This window comes from Nitrospirota bacterium (assembly GCA_040757595.1).
Taxonomy (GTDB): Bacteria; Nitrospirota; Nitrospiria; order Nitrospirales; family Nitrospiraceae; genus JBFLWP01.
The window spans coordinates 150,857-166,996 of record JBFLWP010000002.1; the positions used below are offsets into that span (position 1 = coordinate 150,857).

The following is a 16,140-nucleotide window of genomic DNA, read 5'->3' on the forward strand; positions in this document are numbered from 1 at the left end:
CCGCGTGAAAATGTTCAAGAGGTTGCGCCGGGCTATCCTGATTTGCTGCGGAGTGTTCGTGGCGTTGAGCCATGGAACCCGTGCGTGGGCGGCCTGTGAAGGCTTGACTGGCCTGGATCAGGCTCGGTGTTATCTCAATCAGCAGCCAAGCCGGAATCCGCTGACTTCGGGCAGCTTCGGCGCGCAACCCTCCACAGTCGTCCCCCAATATGATCCATCAGCACCGGTCCCCACGGATCTGTATAGCACCAGCGGGAATGCGAACCGGCTGACCCAGGAAGGCAACACGGCGCTCCAGCAGAATGAGATGATCCCGTCCCTGTTGCGGAGCCGGCAAGATGCCAAAGCCTGGTCGCTCCGTGATAGCCCATTCATGCTGAACGGCCAACAAGCCCTCCAATCCGTCTCGCCCTTGGCCGGCCTCAGTCAGCAATGCTCCTTGCAGGACGTGTGCGTGTCGCGCGCGGAGCCGAGCGTGGACACCGTGACCTGCCGGGAGCCCGCATCCCAACTGCATATTTGCTCGGAGGGCACGGCCGTCGCCCACCTGATCGCGCCGGCCGAATTCCAGCCCGTCGATAACGGCCAACATGATCCGATCGCCGGGTTCTGCGAGAACCACTTCCACAATCAGAGCGACGAATATGGTCTGTCCGGATCCTGTTACATCTTCAAAGTCCCGGCGTACGACACGACCGTCTGGCCGTGGCGGTTCCAAGTCTGCGCGAAAGCATGGTACCGCTATAAGGGCGAAGTGTTTCCGATCACCGAATCCTGTCTCTGGGTCAACGAAGGGGAAGCGTTTGACCGCCTCACCCTGCAAACCTATCACAGCGCCGGCTCCGGCTGTTGCGGCACGACGCGCTTCGAAGTCACCATCAGCGGCAGGATCGCCAACGGATTCGGGGAGGTCACGTTCACCCCGGGACAGGGGATCGCGCATGTTCAGACTCTTGGGTTCACCTATGTGCCCCCCAACTATACCGTCGAGATGGTGGATGCGAACGGGCAGCCGATGCTCGGCTGCTCGATTCCTGACGGGGCGCCATCCGAATGCCAGGCCCAGGAAGAAGCCTGCACGGGGGTCGAGGAAACGCGAGTGGTGGATGGGGTGGCCGTGCTGATCCCCTGCACGTCCAAGACCAACTATATCCAGTGTCGGATTGCCGACACCTGCGCGCAATACAAAACCCAGGGAGGATGCACGACCGTCTCAAGCCGCTGCGGCCAGGAAGACATCCATGGACAATGCCTCTGGTACGAAAACACCATGCAGTGTCAGCGGCCAGGGTCCTGTCTGGATGCGCATCAAGTCATGCAATGCTCGCAGTGCGGGACGCCGGAGAGTCCCGTGCCCTTCTGCATTGATACCACCACGGCGCCAAATCGCAACCTGCCGCTCGCGGCCGGCTACCTCGAACTCTTCCAGCAACTGCGTCGTGATTACGACCCGACCTCGCTCACGATCTTCAAGGGAACTCCTCGGCGTTGCCAATATCAGACCATGCTCGAACAAGGGCTCTCGACGACCATGAATACCGCGTTATCCTCGTTGATCGGGGCGGGGACCGGCGGCGGACTCGGCGCGTTCATGTCCGGGGCGACCGCCGTCGCCGGCGGCGCAATGGCCGGACCGATCGATTGCTGCAATCTCAACATCCAGAAGAAGATTTCGACCGTCACGATCGCCGCGAATGCCGCCGTACACGTCTCGCAATATGCCCTGGAATACGCTGCGCACGCTCAAGAAGTCGCAGAAAATGCCATCCAGACGGCCGATCAAGCGATCATGCAAGCCGATCAGATTCGTCTGGGGACCGAGACCGTGTCGGGGGCCCTCGCCGAATCCGGCAATCAGGCGGCCGGCGAGGTCATGAGCCAAGCGGCCAGCAACGGCGGCGACTATATTCAGATGGCCAACGAATGGTCCGTGGCGGCGAAGGAGGCGTTGGCGGCCGGCGATGCGGCACAGGCGACGGAATTCGCCGAGAAGGCCCAGGAAATGGCGAATAACGCCGGAGAAGTGATGGGGTCATCTCTCGGAAGTGCTGACTCGATGCTCTCGGCGGCCGGCGATTTGGCGAGCGGCTTGACCTCGTTGGGGGTCAGCATGGCACTCAACATAGCGAAAAGCGCGCTCCTCGATCAGCTCGTGGGCCTCAAATGCGATAGTGACGATGTGCTGCTCTCGGTCGAGCGGAATTCCGGTCTTGCCGTCTTCGTGGGGACGCGATGCGTGAAGTGGTTGGAGCTGGGATTCGCCAAGTCCTGCCGGGTGAAGGAAGAAGTCTGGTGCTCGTTCAAGTCGATCCTGGCTCGGTTGGTCCATCAACAAGGAAGACCGCAAATCGGTCGTTCGTTCGGGGTCGTCCATGACGGCGCCGATTCGCCGGATTGCGGCGGGCTCACGATCCCGGAATTCGCGGCGATGCGGTTCGACCAAATGAATCTGCAGGAGTTCTACGACCACTTGAATCCGCAAGCCTCCGGATTCGCCATGAACCGCGCCGGCATTCGAAATGCCACGACCTATATCCGGCAGAAGGGGGGCCCATGAGCGCCCGCACACTCCTGCTCGCCTTTGGATGGGCCCTGGCCGTGGCGGCGTTGATCGTTTGGCCGGATGACACTCGGGCGGAGAGCACCCCCGGTTGCCGGGAAAACAACCTGTTCGGCGAAGTCATTGATCGGACCTGCTGGGAATGTATCTTCCCGGTCAGTTTCGCTGGATTCGTGCTGCACCAAGGCGACCAACCGGCGCACGACCCCGCCAAAGGTCAAACCAGCACGCTCTGTTTTTGTTGTCGTGAAGGAGAAATCGATTGCCCCCCCAGTGTGCCGATCGGCTATTGGGAGCCGGTTCGATTAGTCGAGATCGTCCATGAGCCGTTCTGCTTTCCGTCCTTTGGCGGGGTCGATCTCAACGGCGAGACCGATGTGGAAGGACGCGGGAGCGTGGGCAGCAGTCAAGCCGATCCGGAACGGGACATGGCGTATCTGAATGCGCATCTCGTGGAGTTCCCCTTGTTTGCGATCATCGGCTTGGTGACGGATGTCTTTTGTTTGAACGGGTTGTCCTTTACCGACAACATCGACGTCGTCTATCTGACCGAACTCGATCCTCTCTGGAGCGATGATGTGGCCGCCACGGTCATGGCTCCCGAGGCGGCCTTGATCGCAAATCCCATCGCACAAGCCGCCTGTGCGGCCGATGCGATCGCAGCCAGCAGTGGATTTCCGATTGACGCGATGTGGTGGTGCGCGGGCGCCTGGGGATCGCTCTATCCGCCGACGGGCAACGTCTCCGGGGCGACGGCGGGGCCGGTGAAGTCTTCCGCCTTGACCATGTCCCGGCTGATCGCCCACATGGCCCGTCTCGGAACAGAATGGTATACGGCCGGGGTCGAGGGTAATATTTGCTATGATTATCCGACGTTTATGATCGTCAAGAGCCAGTATAAGTTTCAGTTGTTGTGGCCCATCGCGAATACGGCCGGCGCCGGGATCCCGTGCTGCTCTCCGTTGGGCCGGACGACCTTCATGTGGGGGATGAGTAAAACCGTCCCGAGTTGGCCGGAGGATTTTGTCTACCTCCTCTGGCGCCTGCAGAATTGCTGCATGCGGTTGGGCGCGTAGGCGCCGGCCCTCCTTGATCTCCTCCTCCCGCCGTCCACGCAAGCGTTTGGACGTAATATAGAGGTGATGCCGCCGATCTGGGAGAAGACGTGTGCGTTCGCGTTGGCCTTCTCGATCAGCCTCGCCTCGATGGCATGGGCTGTCGAGGGGGAGCGGGCGATCATGGCCCTTTCCCGGATGGCCGAACTTCTCGTGGTGACTGCTCCAGGGTGTCAACCCTGTCCGGAACAGGTGGCCTACGCGCAAGCCGTCGCCGATCGGTACGGCTACCGAGTGCGGACCGTTGACCTCTCCGATCTCTCGACTCGGACGGTTCCAACCACGCTCTTCGCCATGCTCGAGCCCCTGCGCCCGACCTTGGGCGGCAAGACGCCCGTGGTCTTTGTGGCGGTCCCGGCTCTTCCGGCCTTGCTCCCCATCGTCTCCTCGTCCTCGCTTCCCCATTCGGCGGACGAACTCTCGGAGCGGCTTGGGATCGTGGCGGATCTCGCGTATGCCCAGTGAGGAGCGAATGATTCGCAATCGGAACGCAGTCGTGATGCTGCTCTTCGCGGCGCTCGTGACGATCCTCTGGAGCGGCGTCGGCCGTGGAGAGGAGAATTTCTTCGGCTTGAACGAGAAGAAAGGGTGGTTTTGGTATGAGGACCCCCCGGATCCGCCCAAACCGGAGCATCAGGACGTCACGCCGGACGTGTCCGTCACCGTCTTGAAGAAGCCCAAAGCGCTGACCTGGGAGGAGCTGAAACGGATCTCCCTTGAGACGGTAGATCTTGACACGCTTCCGGCTCGATGGCTGCGCGCCATCGCGGATGCCAAGCGGGAATATGCGCTGGACGACCCCATTCCTGAGCGGGTCAAGGACTACATCGTGGTGCAACGTGCGGTCTTTGCTCGGAGCGAACGGTTTACGTCCTCGTGGCAGGTGGTCATGTATGCCAATCCGGACCTTGACTACAGCAGCCAGCATCCGACCTCCGAGTTCGGGCATCAGGTGGAGGCGGATCTGGTTGCGGCGCGGGAAGAGGAACAATTGCGGAAAATCGCCGAGCGTGGCGGTCTCTTCTTCTTCTTCACCTCGACGTGCAAATTCTGCCAGGAGCAGGCCAAAACCTTGCGGGTCTTCGCTGATACCTATGGCTTCTCGGTGCTGCCGATCTCGCTGGACGGGAAGGCGCTCCCTGAATTCCCAAATGTGAACGTGGACAACGGCATCGCCAAGCGGTTGGAGGTCAAGATGGTACCCACCCTCTATCTTGCGATCCCGGATGAGCGGGTCCTCACACCAATCGGCGCGGGAGTGCTCACGGTGTCGGACCTGAAGGAGCGGATCCTCCGCATGGCAGGGGTTCCGCCGGCCAAGGGGCTTGATCCGGCAACCTCATCCGAACCGGTCCCGACCACCGCGGCCGTGATCGCTCCACGCCCGGGCCGGTCTGCAAACTAGGATGGTTGTCTGAAGGGATTCTGGAACCGCTTATGCAACGGGTCGTCGGTCTGATCGTGGTCGCGTCCGTCTTCTGGCACGGCATCGCCTGGGCAGGCCTGGACAGTGAGCTCGGGCAGATGTTTCAGTCTTGGGGCATCTCCGGTGGGGCAACGGTCAACCAGGGCGGGGCCTATCAATCCCAGCAGCGGGGGTTTCTCTCCGGAGGCAGTGTCAGCGTGCGCGTCTACCGTCGTCCGCTCCCGCCGCTGGTGTCCTTTTCGAGACCTCGATTCAACGTCGGTTGCAACGGGATCGACGTGTATCTCGGGGCCTTTTCCTACGCCAAACTCGACCGGTTCGTCCAGATGCTCCAACAATTGGGGATGGGCGTGGTCGCCGGCTACGCCTTCAAGTTAGCGATGAAGGAGCTCTGCGAAACCTGCTCCAATGTCATGGATAACCTGGAGTCGGCCATCCGGTCCTTAAATGCCCTGACCAATCTCCAGCCCTGCCAGGCGAGCGTCAGACAGATCGAGAACACAGGGAAGAAGATCATGAACGCCGGATCGGAGCTGTGGGACAGCATCAAGGCCGCGGAAGGCGAATTGAGCGACCGGCTGGAAGGCAAGGGGAAGAAGCCTGATGCCGACAAACTCGCCGACATGAACAAGAACGACGAGACGAGAGTCTCGTTCAACCTGGTGCATGATCCGCTCAAAAAGGCCGGCGTGGACGATGACACGATCCGCCTCATCATGTCGGCCACGGGGACCTTGACGGTCAACAATAACGGGACCCCGAAATGGGTGGGGGCCACGCTGTCCCTCGATCAGCTGGTGGATCTCAGGCCTGGGGATTCCGCCACGATCTTGATGTGCGGCGACGAGTCGTGTCTCACCGTCGATGAAGTCGAGATTCCGCCCGGGGACATCACGGGTCTGGGTAAGCGCGTCAGGGACGCCATGGAATCCATTGCCGATAAGCTCGTGAATCGGACGGTCGAGCTCACCACCGAGGAACGGAAGATGGTGGAGATGTCCCCGCTGCCGTTCATGGTCAAACTGAGGCAGCAGAGCGTCGAGCGGAAAACCATGGCCGGGTACATCGAACGGAACGCGGAGGTCGTCTCCGTCGAAATGGCCCGTAAATGGATTGAGTTTGCCGTTCATGAAGCGCTCAAAACGTTGGACTCCCTGAAGGAACTCCATCCGAATGCCGCGCTCTCGCCGGAGATGGAACGGAACGCCAGGGAAGCCCTGCAAGCCCGCGTCTGGATGGCGTCGGCCGACGCGGATAACCGCCTGCAACGCCTGACCGCGGCGATGCCGGTCGAAGTAATTGACCCTCACAGCAGCCGTGGAAAAGCCGTCCATGAGGCGTACAAGACGTTGACGCAGGACCAGCCGCTCACACAGAGCACGACGATGGCGAAATGACCTGGGAAATCCTCGCAATCGGCAACGGTGATTTGCTGTGGCAGATCTTCAACGGGGTCAAACTGCTGACCCAGGGCCCCTGGTTCAGCCTCATGCAAGTCGTCGCGTTGCTTGCCATTCTAGCCGGGCTGACGATCGCGGCCGTGAAGCCTGACAGCTCCATGCATCAGGTGCTACTGCTGCCCATCCTGACGATCCTGATCATCGCGCTGGTCAGTTCCGGCATCAAGGTCAACGTCGCCATCACGGACGTCTTGAATCCCACGACGCGGCAAGAGGTCCTGACCGACGTCCCGATCGGCGTGGCGCTGCCCTGGTGGATCCAGAGTCAATTCAGCTACGAATTGACGAGCCTGGTGAACGGGGCCTTCAGTGCCTCGGGGAAGCCGACGGTGTTCGAAGGCTTCATGAAACATCAGCTTGAACTGCAAGCCCTCATGACCGCGCAGCTGCCCGTCGGCGACGCCCGGCAGACCATGATTTCGTTCCTCAGTGAATGCGTGTTTCTCAACATGATCGGCGATGGACGAATCCTGAGCCCGAATCAGCTGCGGGACAGTCGCGATCTGCTGGGCGCGATTGGGGTCAACATGGTGGACCGGGTCCGCGCCAGCAACATGTTCGTCGATGGCAATATCGCCGCGAACCGGCTCTGCCAAGATGCGTTCTTCAACAACGACGACGGGATCCTCGGGGTGCGCGCGATCTTCGGCGCGGACAACAACGGGGCCGACGGCGCCCATCCGGATTATCAGAAAGTCCTCCATCGGCTGATGCTGGTCACCGGGACCTCCGATTACAACGCGCTGGAAACCGAACTCGAAACCATGTTTGTCGGACTGACGGGCGTCCCCCTGCAGACGTGGACGAGCGAGTTCGGGTCATCGGCGCAGATCCGCGTTCCGCTCAATACCGTCCTGATTCGCGACGTCTGGGAGTCCGCCGTCGTCGTCGCCTTGGAAGCCGATCAGAACGTCGCCGGGGTGACCCGGCTCATGATCAGTTCGTTACGACGCGAACTGCAATACCAGACGTTCAGTCAGTCGTGGACGCTCAGTCAATGGGTGCCCATGATGCGCAGCCTCGCCGAATGCTTGGTGCTGATCATGGCCCCGTTCGGGCTCATCATCATGATGGCCAATGCGCGCCTCTTCGGAGTCGGCGCGTTCGTCAAGATGTTTCTGTGGCTGGCGCTCTGGTGGCCGCTGCTGGCCTTGCTGGATGCGACCATGTACTTCTACGCCGCCCGGGAATTGCGCATGGCGATGTTGTGCCCCAACGGGGCGCCGGATTCCTTGTTCAATTGGATCCAGCAGGCCATGACCACGCTGGGCAGCAATGCCATCGCGTGCCAGGGGATCACGCTCAGGAACTATGACCAGATCAAAACCATCATCTTGTCCATTAACGCGGTCGGCAACAACTTGATTGCGAGCGTGCCGGTCCTGGCCGGGGCCATCGTGTACACCGGGGGCAATCTCGCCGGCTCCGTGGCGGAACGGGTCGCCCAATCGGCCCCCGACAGCGGCGGGGTCTCGAAAAGCGCCGGGGCCGGCAAGCTGGACGCAGTCGGGTATGAAGGGGGAGGACGGATGATCACCTGGTCGCAGGAAACCGGCCTGACCTCCACGGCCGACTATATGCGTGGGGTGAAAGCGACTCATCGATCGGATGGATCGTCGGTGTATAGCGGCCTGGAAGGCAATTACACGACCGATCGCTTCGGGAACGTGATTGCCGGATCTCGCGTGCGACAGACGGAGGATGGGTCCACCGTGGAAACCACCGGCAACGGCAACGTTCAGAGGGTGACAACGACCCGGATGCGCGCGGATGGGACGAGCGAACAGGTCGTTCAGACGTACAATACCGCCGGCGGCCAGAGACAGCTGTTCAGCACGGATACCTTCACGCGCTCCGCGGAGGGATTGACCGTACGCGGGGAGTTCAACGCCGACGGGAAAGGCACGATACAAGAGACGGGCGTCGATCGAGCCACCGGCCACGTCATCGAGCGGAAGCTCAACCAGGATCGGAGCGGTTCGGAGTCGCGTTCAGGGCAAGCGTGGGTGCCGGTGCTCCAGGAGGACGGATCGACTCGATCCGTGTTGATGGATGGCGAAATCCGGAGCCGATACGACAACGGCACGACGACGCCTATAACCGCGACGTTCAGGATGAATGACGAAAAAGGGACGCACCTCAGGCATGCCCGGTGGAATGCCGAGAAAGGCGCCTTCGAGTTTATGGCTGGGCAGTCGGCGCGCGCCATCACGGATACGCGAGCCGCCATCGACCCCACGACCGGCAAACCGGCATTTCAGGAAATGGTCCTGGCCCCCGATGGAACGGTCGTAAGCCGAACCTATCGATCCGGCGCGTCGTCGCAGAACGACAGTTTCGAGGCCGATATCGACGGCGAACATCTGCGAGGCCGAGCGTCCACGTTCATCGCCAATGACGGAACTCAGATCAAGCTCTTCGACGGCACCGTCCAGGGGGCTGACGGACAGGTCAGAAGAGCGACCGGCCTGATCTCCTCGGACGCCGAAGGCCGTTCGAAGTTCGTGCAGCGCGACGATCTGGCAGGGATCGCCGGCGAAGACCGCGCGTTCAAGGGCAAGGTCGATAACTTCGAGCTCGAGGGTTCGCGTCGATGGCAATCCGTGGGAGGCAGGCTCATCGAAACCTTTTCCGGCTTGGTAGACGGCAGGCAGGGACACGGGATGTTCGTACGCGATAGGCATGGCACTGAACGCTTTGTGCGTCTCGAGGCAAAGGGCGGGCTGAACATCCAACAGGAGGACGTCAATAATACCGTTCGTGAGCGGCTGAACATCAATCGCGAGAAGAACGTCAAGGATACGGTGAGCGAGAACATCGCACCTCATGAATGGACGGATGATGAGGGAAAGACGCATCGAGGGTTCAGTCGTGTCGTCACGGATGCGGCGGGCAACGTTCTGACCTCCGAGCTGACGGATCTCCAGTCCCAAAAAGTCTGGCAGGCTTTTCAGGATCCGAAGACCGGAACATCCCATTACGGCGTCGCCGATCGTGTCATGACCTCTGGCGGCGCATACCGGATCCTGAAATTTCAGGAGATCGGCCAGGCCGAGATCGAACGGAACGGGTTTGCCACATCCATGAAGCTGCTGTGGGACATTGATGAGAAGAAGAAAAAGAATGAGAAAAAGGAACTCTTTTCCAGGAGCGAGAAGGGGCAGGAGGTCAGGGATGCGTTTACTTATAGCCTCGACCGAAGGGTCGAAGCGGCGGTCAGTGCGGCCTCCGGTTTTCTTAAAGAAGAAACCAACGATCTGACAAAAGGCGACCCACTCGCAATAACGGGCTACGATGTGTCTCGCGACAAAACTCTACTGTACGCGGCATACCTCGATAAAGGCATCGAGATTACCCAAAAATTCGCCGACGTGGTGAATGAACTAATTGGAGCGGGAAAGATTGGGAATGCCGCGAAGAAAGCGAATTCGTTCATGAAAAGGAAGTTCGGAGGCGGATCGGGCGGTTCGGCTGGAGGATCGAATCCGTTACGCGGCGGCGGGGGCGGCGGCGGGAGCGTCGGCGGTCCGAAACGCGGGGGCGGCGGCGGGCCGCGCGAGCACTTGATGTCCCCTGAACCGGCCGATCCGGGGAGAACCGCCATGATCGAGCGCGCCCACGTCGAAGGCCATCCCGATGTGACCTTCCGCGCATATAGACGGAGGCGGTCGGCTCCGGCGCAGCAGCAGACTCCGCCGGAAGGGCCGTCGCCAGGGAGACGGGCCAGTGTGCCCCGCGACAGCGTTCAATAGGGAACCGAATCTGAATCGCAAGGAGGGTTGCCGCCATGCACGTCGTCAGCTTTCTGCCAACGAAAAACGGACTGGCCGCCTTGGTGGCGCCAGACGGCACACACGCTTCGTGGGACGCGATCCCGTCCGCCACGTGCCTGGTCGCGCCGGACGGGATCAGGCTGGTCTGGGGCGATCAGTATCTCCTGCTGCCCGCCGCTGCCGTGGACAGGCTCCTCGATGTCGAGGACGATCCCACGCTGGTCATTTACGAAATGGACTGGCAGAACGTGATCCATGAGATGGTGGCCTCGGTCGTCTTTCATCGCGACATCCTCATGGGAATCAATGGGCTCTCAAGGTTCGAGAAACTCGGGGTCAAGGAAGCGAGCGCGAACCTTGAGCCTGAGCCGCAAGGAACAGGCCGCGATGAAAATCTGTCGCGCGACGTCGGGTCAGACGGTCAATCGTCGTCTTCATATTCATGACGGACGGAAACCACCTTCCTGATCGTGAAGATATCGAAGAACCAGTTGAGCGGGACCAGCGCGGTCAATGCCCCCATGCCTCCAAATATTACGAATGAAAAAAAGGCTTGGATATAGGAAACGTCGCCGCTCGAGTGAGAGAGAGAAAGCATCATACGTCTTATAATCATCACGGCCCCGCTACCGAGGATCCACAAGAGCACCTTGCCTGGATGCTCATCGGGCAAGTTCGGCCGGAAGAAAAGAAGAACGACCCAGAATACACAAAAGTACACGAGATCGAGAAATAATTTGTCCATAAATACTATGTTCATGGCCCCGCCACCGAGGATCCCCAAGAGCACCTTGCCTGGATGCTCATCGAGCAAGTTCGGCCAGAAGAAAAGAAGAACGCCCCAGAATACCCACAAGCACACGAACCCGAGAAATGTTCGGCTAACAGGACCCCGCAAGAATTCTTGGTCTCCTTTCGGAAGGAGATCCAAGATAACGGCTTGCCGATACACGCAGGAGACCTTGACGATCTCGTCCTGATCGACCCATACAGACGACACTTCCTTATACCATCGCGTTGATCGGACTTCGATGAATTCTCCGACCTGCCTGCCCGTCCATTTCAGGACGTCTTCGTAATCGGAATTCCTGTAGGTCTCTTTCTTTGCGCTTCCGGACGGGCTATCGTATTCATGTATCTCTTTCCCGGCCGGCTCATAACAAACCCCGGTATCCGACGGCGGAGGCGCCGCGGGCTGGGGGGTCGCAGCCGTCGGCGACGGCTCCGGAGGCCACGACGGCTCCGAAACCTCGCCCTGCGCCAGCATCGTCGTCGCCTTCTCGGGCCTCTTCTTGATGTTCGCGTCGCCCAATCCGAGCCAGTGCATCGCGAACGCCAGCCCCATCACGATCGCCGCCAGCAGGAGCAGGGTTCTGACGAGCGGGAACCGCGAAAACAGCGGAAACCGCTTTTCCGCGGATCCGCGAGCCGCCGTGTCTGCCGGCTTTCCGGCGGCATGATCAGACGAGTCGCTTGACTGGTCCACGATCGCGTGTTCGTTATTCATGCGACACCTCCATAACCGGCGCCGTCTGCGTGGACGCCGTCACCGCGCCGCGTTCGTCCCAAACCAGCATGGTGCGACGTTTGTGGTCTTGCTTGTGCTTGGCCAGGTACAAGAGCAGGCACATCGCCGCGATGCCGACGATGACTCCGGTCATAAACGACGTCACGACCATCTTGAGAAGCTCTCGGTTTTCCGCGTGCCGCCACATGTTGATCATACCCATGCGATCCTCCTGTTCGGCATCCCAATGATCTCCCCGATGGACGGGGTCCGCCCACGCTCAGACGACCTACTTGCAGGCGGTCCTGGCGACCACGGCTCTTGCAAAGCAACACCTCCTTGTTGGAACCAGCAGCCAGAACATCAGGAAGTTGCCGATGATGGGTCATCCTTGAGTGTATATCAATAATACAAAAGATAGTAATTGTCAAGCAGGAACCGCCCGTCTCCGTCAGGCATGGCGCAGGCGAGTGGCCGGTCGCGTCGCGAACTCATCGACGCGCGGGCATGGACCGATCTCGAGACGAGAACCGTTGGAATATCGAATACTTACAAATGACTATCGGCATAATCGCGCGGAACATTAAGGAAGAGAACCGGCAGGGGAAAATGAGCGAATATATTCGTACTATCAACCACTTCCATTCGCGCGGCGTCTGCGGAAAGGCCCGGGTGGCTACGGCGGGTTGCGCACGACGGTAATATCCTGTTGGAGCGTGTTGGTGATGAGGGGTTAGCGGGGAAGGCGAGCGATGTCAAAAAAAGGCGCGTTCGCCTCTTCCTTGGTGGGGAGGAAGCGGATCAGAGGGTGAGAGTTTCTTATAAAGCAGTATGATCTACGGGCCTGTGAAGGGACAACCTGTGCACAACCTGTCGCTATGCTCCGGATGCTTGATCTCTACATATTGTGTTTTTTGCCTTGACTTGTCCCCAGGATGTGGCTATAGTCGGGCGGGCCGGTTGGCACCTTTGTTCTGCTTCGGATGAACCGTGCTACATCGCCGCCCGCCAGGGGTGATTGAATGGCAGCACGAGTTCCCTATACCCAGCAGTTCTCACCTGAACAGACCCCACTGGAACGACTTATCCCTATTCTCCGGCAGAACGCCGGGAATCCTAAGAATCTGAAGGCCGCGATCGCGTCAGCCTTCTTTAAGGGCACAGCCGATCCCCTGAAGTTGGCCGGGAACACGATCATCTCCCTTAAGGCTCATGGGATTCTTAAAACGGATGGAACCCCTAGCGAATTTGGTAACGATCTATTGGAATTTCAGGGCCGTGAAGCCGGAGCGTACGAAATCATGGCGCTCCACATATTGCGTAATCCGAGGCTCAGCGGCGTTGGTGTCGTTGAGACGCTTCGGGAAATGGGAAAGGCTGGTTTGAAGATCAACCTGCAGACCCTTCCCGATGAATTGATAAAGCGTGGTATCGAGGCGAGCTACAATTCGAGCGACCTCTCCGGCCTGCTGAGTTGGCTGAAGAAGGCTGGCGTGATCTCTGGATACCAGGTTAATGAAGATAAGTATTTCAAAATGCTCGGAACAACGGGGCCAACTCTTGGAGCATTAAAAGGTCTATCAAGCGGTCAAATCGCTTTCTTGCGGGCCATGGTGGCGCTCAATGTGACGGATTGGACGCCGTACAACGTGGTTTGCCGGCATGCCGAGGAGCTGTACGCAGGAGAAGTCCGCTATAACAGGAAGGATGTAGTCGGGGACGTCCTGAAGCCGCTACAGAAGGCTGGATTGATTGAGTTCAAGAAAAAGGAAAAGAAGGAGCCAGGCACTAAAGAGGGACGAGGCGGGAAGCCCGCCGACGTTAAACCAACCAAGCGGTTTGAAGATGAGATTGCAACGCCGCTGCTCGGCAGTCTTTATAGGTTGGCGGGATTCGAGGAGATACGGAAAATTCGCAGCCTCTCGCTCGCGGACATCGTGGCAGACCTGGATCCTAAGAAGGGGCCCGATGTTAGAGGTAAGGCGCTCGAAGTACTCGCAATCCGACTCTGTCAGCTGTTGGACCTGGACTTTATGGGATGGCGAGAGACCGATGTGGAAGTCGCGGCAGGCGGCGAGGTGGATGCCCTGCTCCATTCTGCACGGCTTATCTATTCGCGATGGCAGATCCAGTGCAAGGTTGGTCCCCTAACCTTGGAGGCTGTTGCGAAAGAGGTGGGCTTGAGCGATATGACGCTCGCCAACGTGATTCTTATCGTTTCGACCGGCAACGCCACGGAGAGCGCTCTTACGTTTCGCCGGAAGAAGATCAGCTCGAGCAGCATGAACATTATCTTCATCGATGGACCGTTATTGGAGAGAGTCATTGCGGATCAGTCGTATCTCATCACTATCTTGCGAGCACAGGCCCATGAAGCGCTACGTCTGAAACCGAGCTTAAAAGACATAAAATCGACTCCGAGATCTTCGGGGTCAGGATCTCCCGCGCCAAAGGAAGCGACCGAGGTTCCCGAAAAGCCGAAAGGCCCTCCGGAGAACGGTTCCAGCCAAACCCAATTAACCTTTGCATATAAGACCGAGTTGGGACGTTGTTTCGAGGGTGATTCTCTTGAGATATTGCCGTTGCTTGTCAGGGAAGGGATACGGGTTAAATTGATCGTGACGTCCCCGCCCTTCGCGCTCGTACGGAAGAAAGACTACGGCAACGAGGATGCGGAAACATACTTGCACTGGTTCGATAAATTTATCCCGCTCTTCAAGCAAATTCTCACGCCCGACGGGAGTTTGGTGATCGACATCGGCGGTTCATGGATCAAGGGATTGCCTGTCAAGTCCGTCTATCATTTTCAACTCCTCCTTCATTTATGTCGGCATGGCTTCTATTTGGCTCAGGATTTCTATCACTACAACCCTGCGCGGCTTCCTACCCCTGCCGAGTGGGTCACGGTTCGCCGGCTTCGCGTGAAAGATGCGGTCAATAACGTGTGGTGGCTCACGCTTGATCCGTTCGTTCGGGCGGACAACCGGAGGGTTCTACGCCCGTACAGCGCGAGCATGAGGGAGTTGCTCAAGAACGGCTACAAGCCGGGGCTGCGTCCTTCGGGGCACGACATCAGCGACAAATTCCAAAAGGACAACAACGGAGCTATACCGCCAAACCTATTTCAATTTGCGAACACCGAGAGCAACAGTTACTACTTGCGGCGTTGCAAGGAAGAGAATATCAAGCCCCATCCGGCGCGGTTTCCCCAGGCTCTTCCGTCATTCTTCATCACCCTTCTGACCAACCCCGGAGATCTGGTCCTAGACCCTTTCGCGGGGTCAAACGTAACTGGAGCCGCGGCGGAATCGCTCGGACGCCAGTGGATTGCGATCGAGTTGGACCCCTCTTATGTGCGAGCGTCTCAGTTCAGATTCGAGAAGCAACCGGAGAAGGATGGTGTGGCTGGTTTGAAGAATAGACCTATTCAAGCGATCACGAAAATAGTTTCGAGGCCTATTGTGGAGGCGTCCTTATGAATTTTTAACTCACGGCTGTAATATTCTTAGAGAGCGTGTTGGTGACGTAGCGCGTCTTCCATCTTAGGAAGACGGCGCGAATCCACCGGATCGTTTGAAACCGTCTCCTTGTCTTCGATTGCGGCCGCCCCCTCTGCCGAAGCCGTCGCGCCGCGATCCCTGAATCGGACGTCACCCCGTCCATCATCCTGCCGTTCCTGTCCCTGCCGGCCACGCGAGCCACGCAGAATTCCCGTTGTCCGTCAAGAACTTCAGTCGCTGCGGTCAACCGCATCGTCACCATTTTCAACTATTTTCAATGGAGGTCTCACATGTTGCTGTTTCCTGGGAAGAAAGACGAATTGAAGAATTACCGGAGCGGGTTGTACGTGAAGAAGATCCACGGGCCCGACTCCGAGGTCGTCTGCATCGGCGCGATCCATGACCCGGAGACCGAAAAGGTGCTCGGGGCCTGGGGGGAAGTGGTCAACGGCAGGACGACGTTCGTCGAGGTCAGCATCGCGGACTACCCGAATCTCACGCCGTCTCAGCTCAGAGCGATGGCTCTGAAGGAGGCGGTCGCAAAAAACCGGGAGTACACGATATCGGGCTTGGAGGTGTTCCTCGATCGGCTCCTGCCGAGCCGCCGGCGCCGAATCCCGCGCTAAAATTACAGAATTACGAGACGCGACGTTGGACAAGCAAGGCGCCGTGGGCATCTCCCGGCGCCTTTTGTCGTTTGAGCCCTCTCCTCTCCGTGGGGTCCTTGCCGTCTTTGGACGTAATACCACTGTAGGGCCATCGGGTCGTTCGTTCGCCTCTGGCCGGATTGAACGGGAAG

At 59.1% G+C, this 16,140-nt stretch carries 11 protein-coding genes; 9 read left to right on the plus strand and 2 right to left on the minus strand.

The genetic code is table 11. The features are described 5' to 3' along the window. The first annotated feature begins 10 nt into the window (after window positions 1-10). From traN to AB1411_02595, 7 genes are all read left to right on the plus strand, one after another. Window positions 11-2,557 carry a conjugal transfer protein TraN gene (gene traN / locus AB1411_02565; protein ID MEW6542475.1) on the plus strand — a complete coding sequence of 849 codons (2,547 nt, stop codon included), beginning with the start codon at window positions 11-13 and terminating at the stop codon, window positions 2,555-2,557. Next, the gene (locus AB1411_02570) at window positions 2,554-3,636 is read left to right on the plus strand and encodes a TraU family protein (GenBank protein MEW6542476.1); all 1,083 of its coding nucleotides are present in this window, start codon (window positions 2,554-2,556) and stop codon (window positions 3,634-3,636) included. Before traN ends, AB1411_02570 begins: the two co-directional genes overlap by 4 nt. Before the next feature lie 66 nt (window positions 3,637-3,702). Continuing rightward, the gene (locus AB1411_02575; GenBank protein ID MEW6542477.1) at window positions 3,703-4,140 is read left to right on the plus strand and encodes a hypothetical protein; all 438 of its coding nucleotides are present in this window, start codon (window positions 3,703-3,705) and stop codon (window positions 4,138-4,140) included. A gap of 7 nt (window positions 4,141-4,147) precedes the next feature. Further along, window positions 4,148-5,080: a conjugal transfer protein TraF gene (locus AB1411_02580; protein MEW6542478.1), complete on the plus strand. Its 933-nt coding sequence runs from the start codon at window positions 4,148-4,150 to the stop codon at window positions 5,078-5,080. Between the two features lie 32 nt (window positions 5,081-5,112). Then, window positions 5,113-6,498 (plus strand): conjugal transfer protein TraH, encoded by a 1,386-nt coding sequence (locus AB1411_02585; GenBank protein MEW6542479.1) that lies wholly within the window; start codon window positions 5,113-5,115, stop codon window positions 6,496-6,498. Continuing rightward, complete coding sequence (locus AB1411_02590; protein ID MEW6542480.1) at window positions 6,495-10,313, plus strand: conjugal transfer protein TraG N-terminal domain-containing protein; 3,819 nt, start codon at window positions 6,495-6,497, stop codon at window positions 10,311-10,313. The genes AB1411_02585 and AB1411_02590 overlap by 4 nt, the downstream gene beginning before the upstream one ends. 35 nt (window positions 10,314-10,348) lie before the next feature. Beyond that, a complete protein-coding gene (locus AB1411_02595; protein MEW6542481.1) occupies window positions 10,349-10,780 on the plus strand; it encodes a hypothetical protein in 432 nt (143 codons plus the stop codon). On the opposite strand, the gene AB1411_02600 is transcribed toward AB1411_02595, so the two are convergent. Continuing rightward, window positions 10,756-11,841 carry a hypothetical protein gene (locus tag AB1411_02600; GenBank protein ID MEW6542482.1) on the minus strand — a complete coding sequence of 362 codons (1,086 nt, stop codon included), beginning with the start codon at window positions 11,839-11,841 and terminating at the stop codon, window positions 10,756-10,758. The genes AB1411_02595 and AB1411_02600 overlap by 25 nt on opposite strands. After that, window positions 11,834-12,064, minus strand: a complete 231-nt coding sequence (locus tag AB1411_02605; protein ID MEW6542483.1) for a hypothetical protein — start codon at window positions 12,062-12,064, stop codon at window positions 11,834-11,836. The genes AB1411_02600 and AB1411_02605 overlap by 8 nt, the downstream gene beginning before the upstream one ends. Window positions 12,065-14,414: 2,350 nt before the next feature. Here AB1411_02605 and AB1411_02610 point away from each other — a divergent pair. Together AB1411_02610 and AB1411_02615 are read left to right on the plus strand one after the other, a co-directional pair. Continuing rightward, window positions 14,415-15,320, plus strand: coding sequence for a site-specific DNA-methyltransferase (locus AB1411_02610; protein ID MEW6542484.1), 906 nt, complete (start codon window positions 14,415-14,417; stop codon window positions 15,318-15,320). A 311-nt stretch (window positions 15,321-15,631) separates the two neighbouring features. After that, window positions 15,632-15,967 (plus strand): hypothetical protein, encoded by a 336-nt coding sequence (locus tag AB1411_02615; protein ID MEW6542485.1) that lies wholly within the window; start codon window positions 15,632-15,634, stop codon window positions 15,965-15,967. Window positions 15,968-16,140 lie beyond the last annotated feature (173 nt).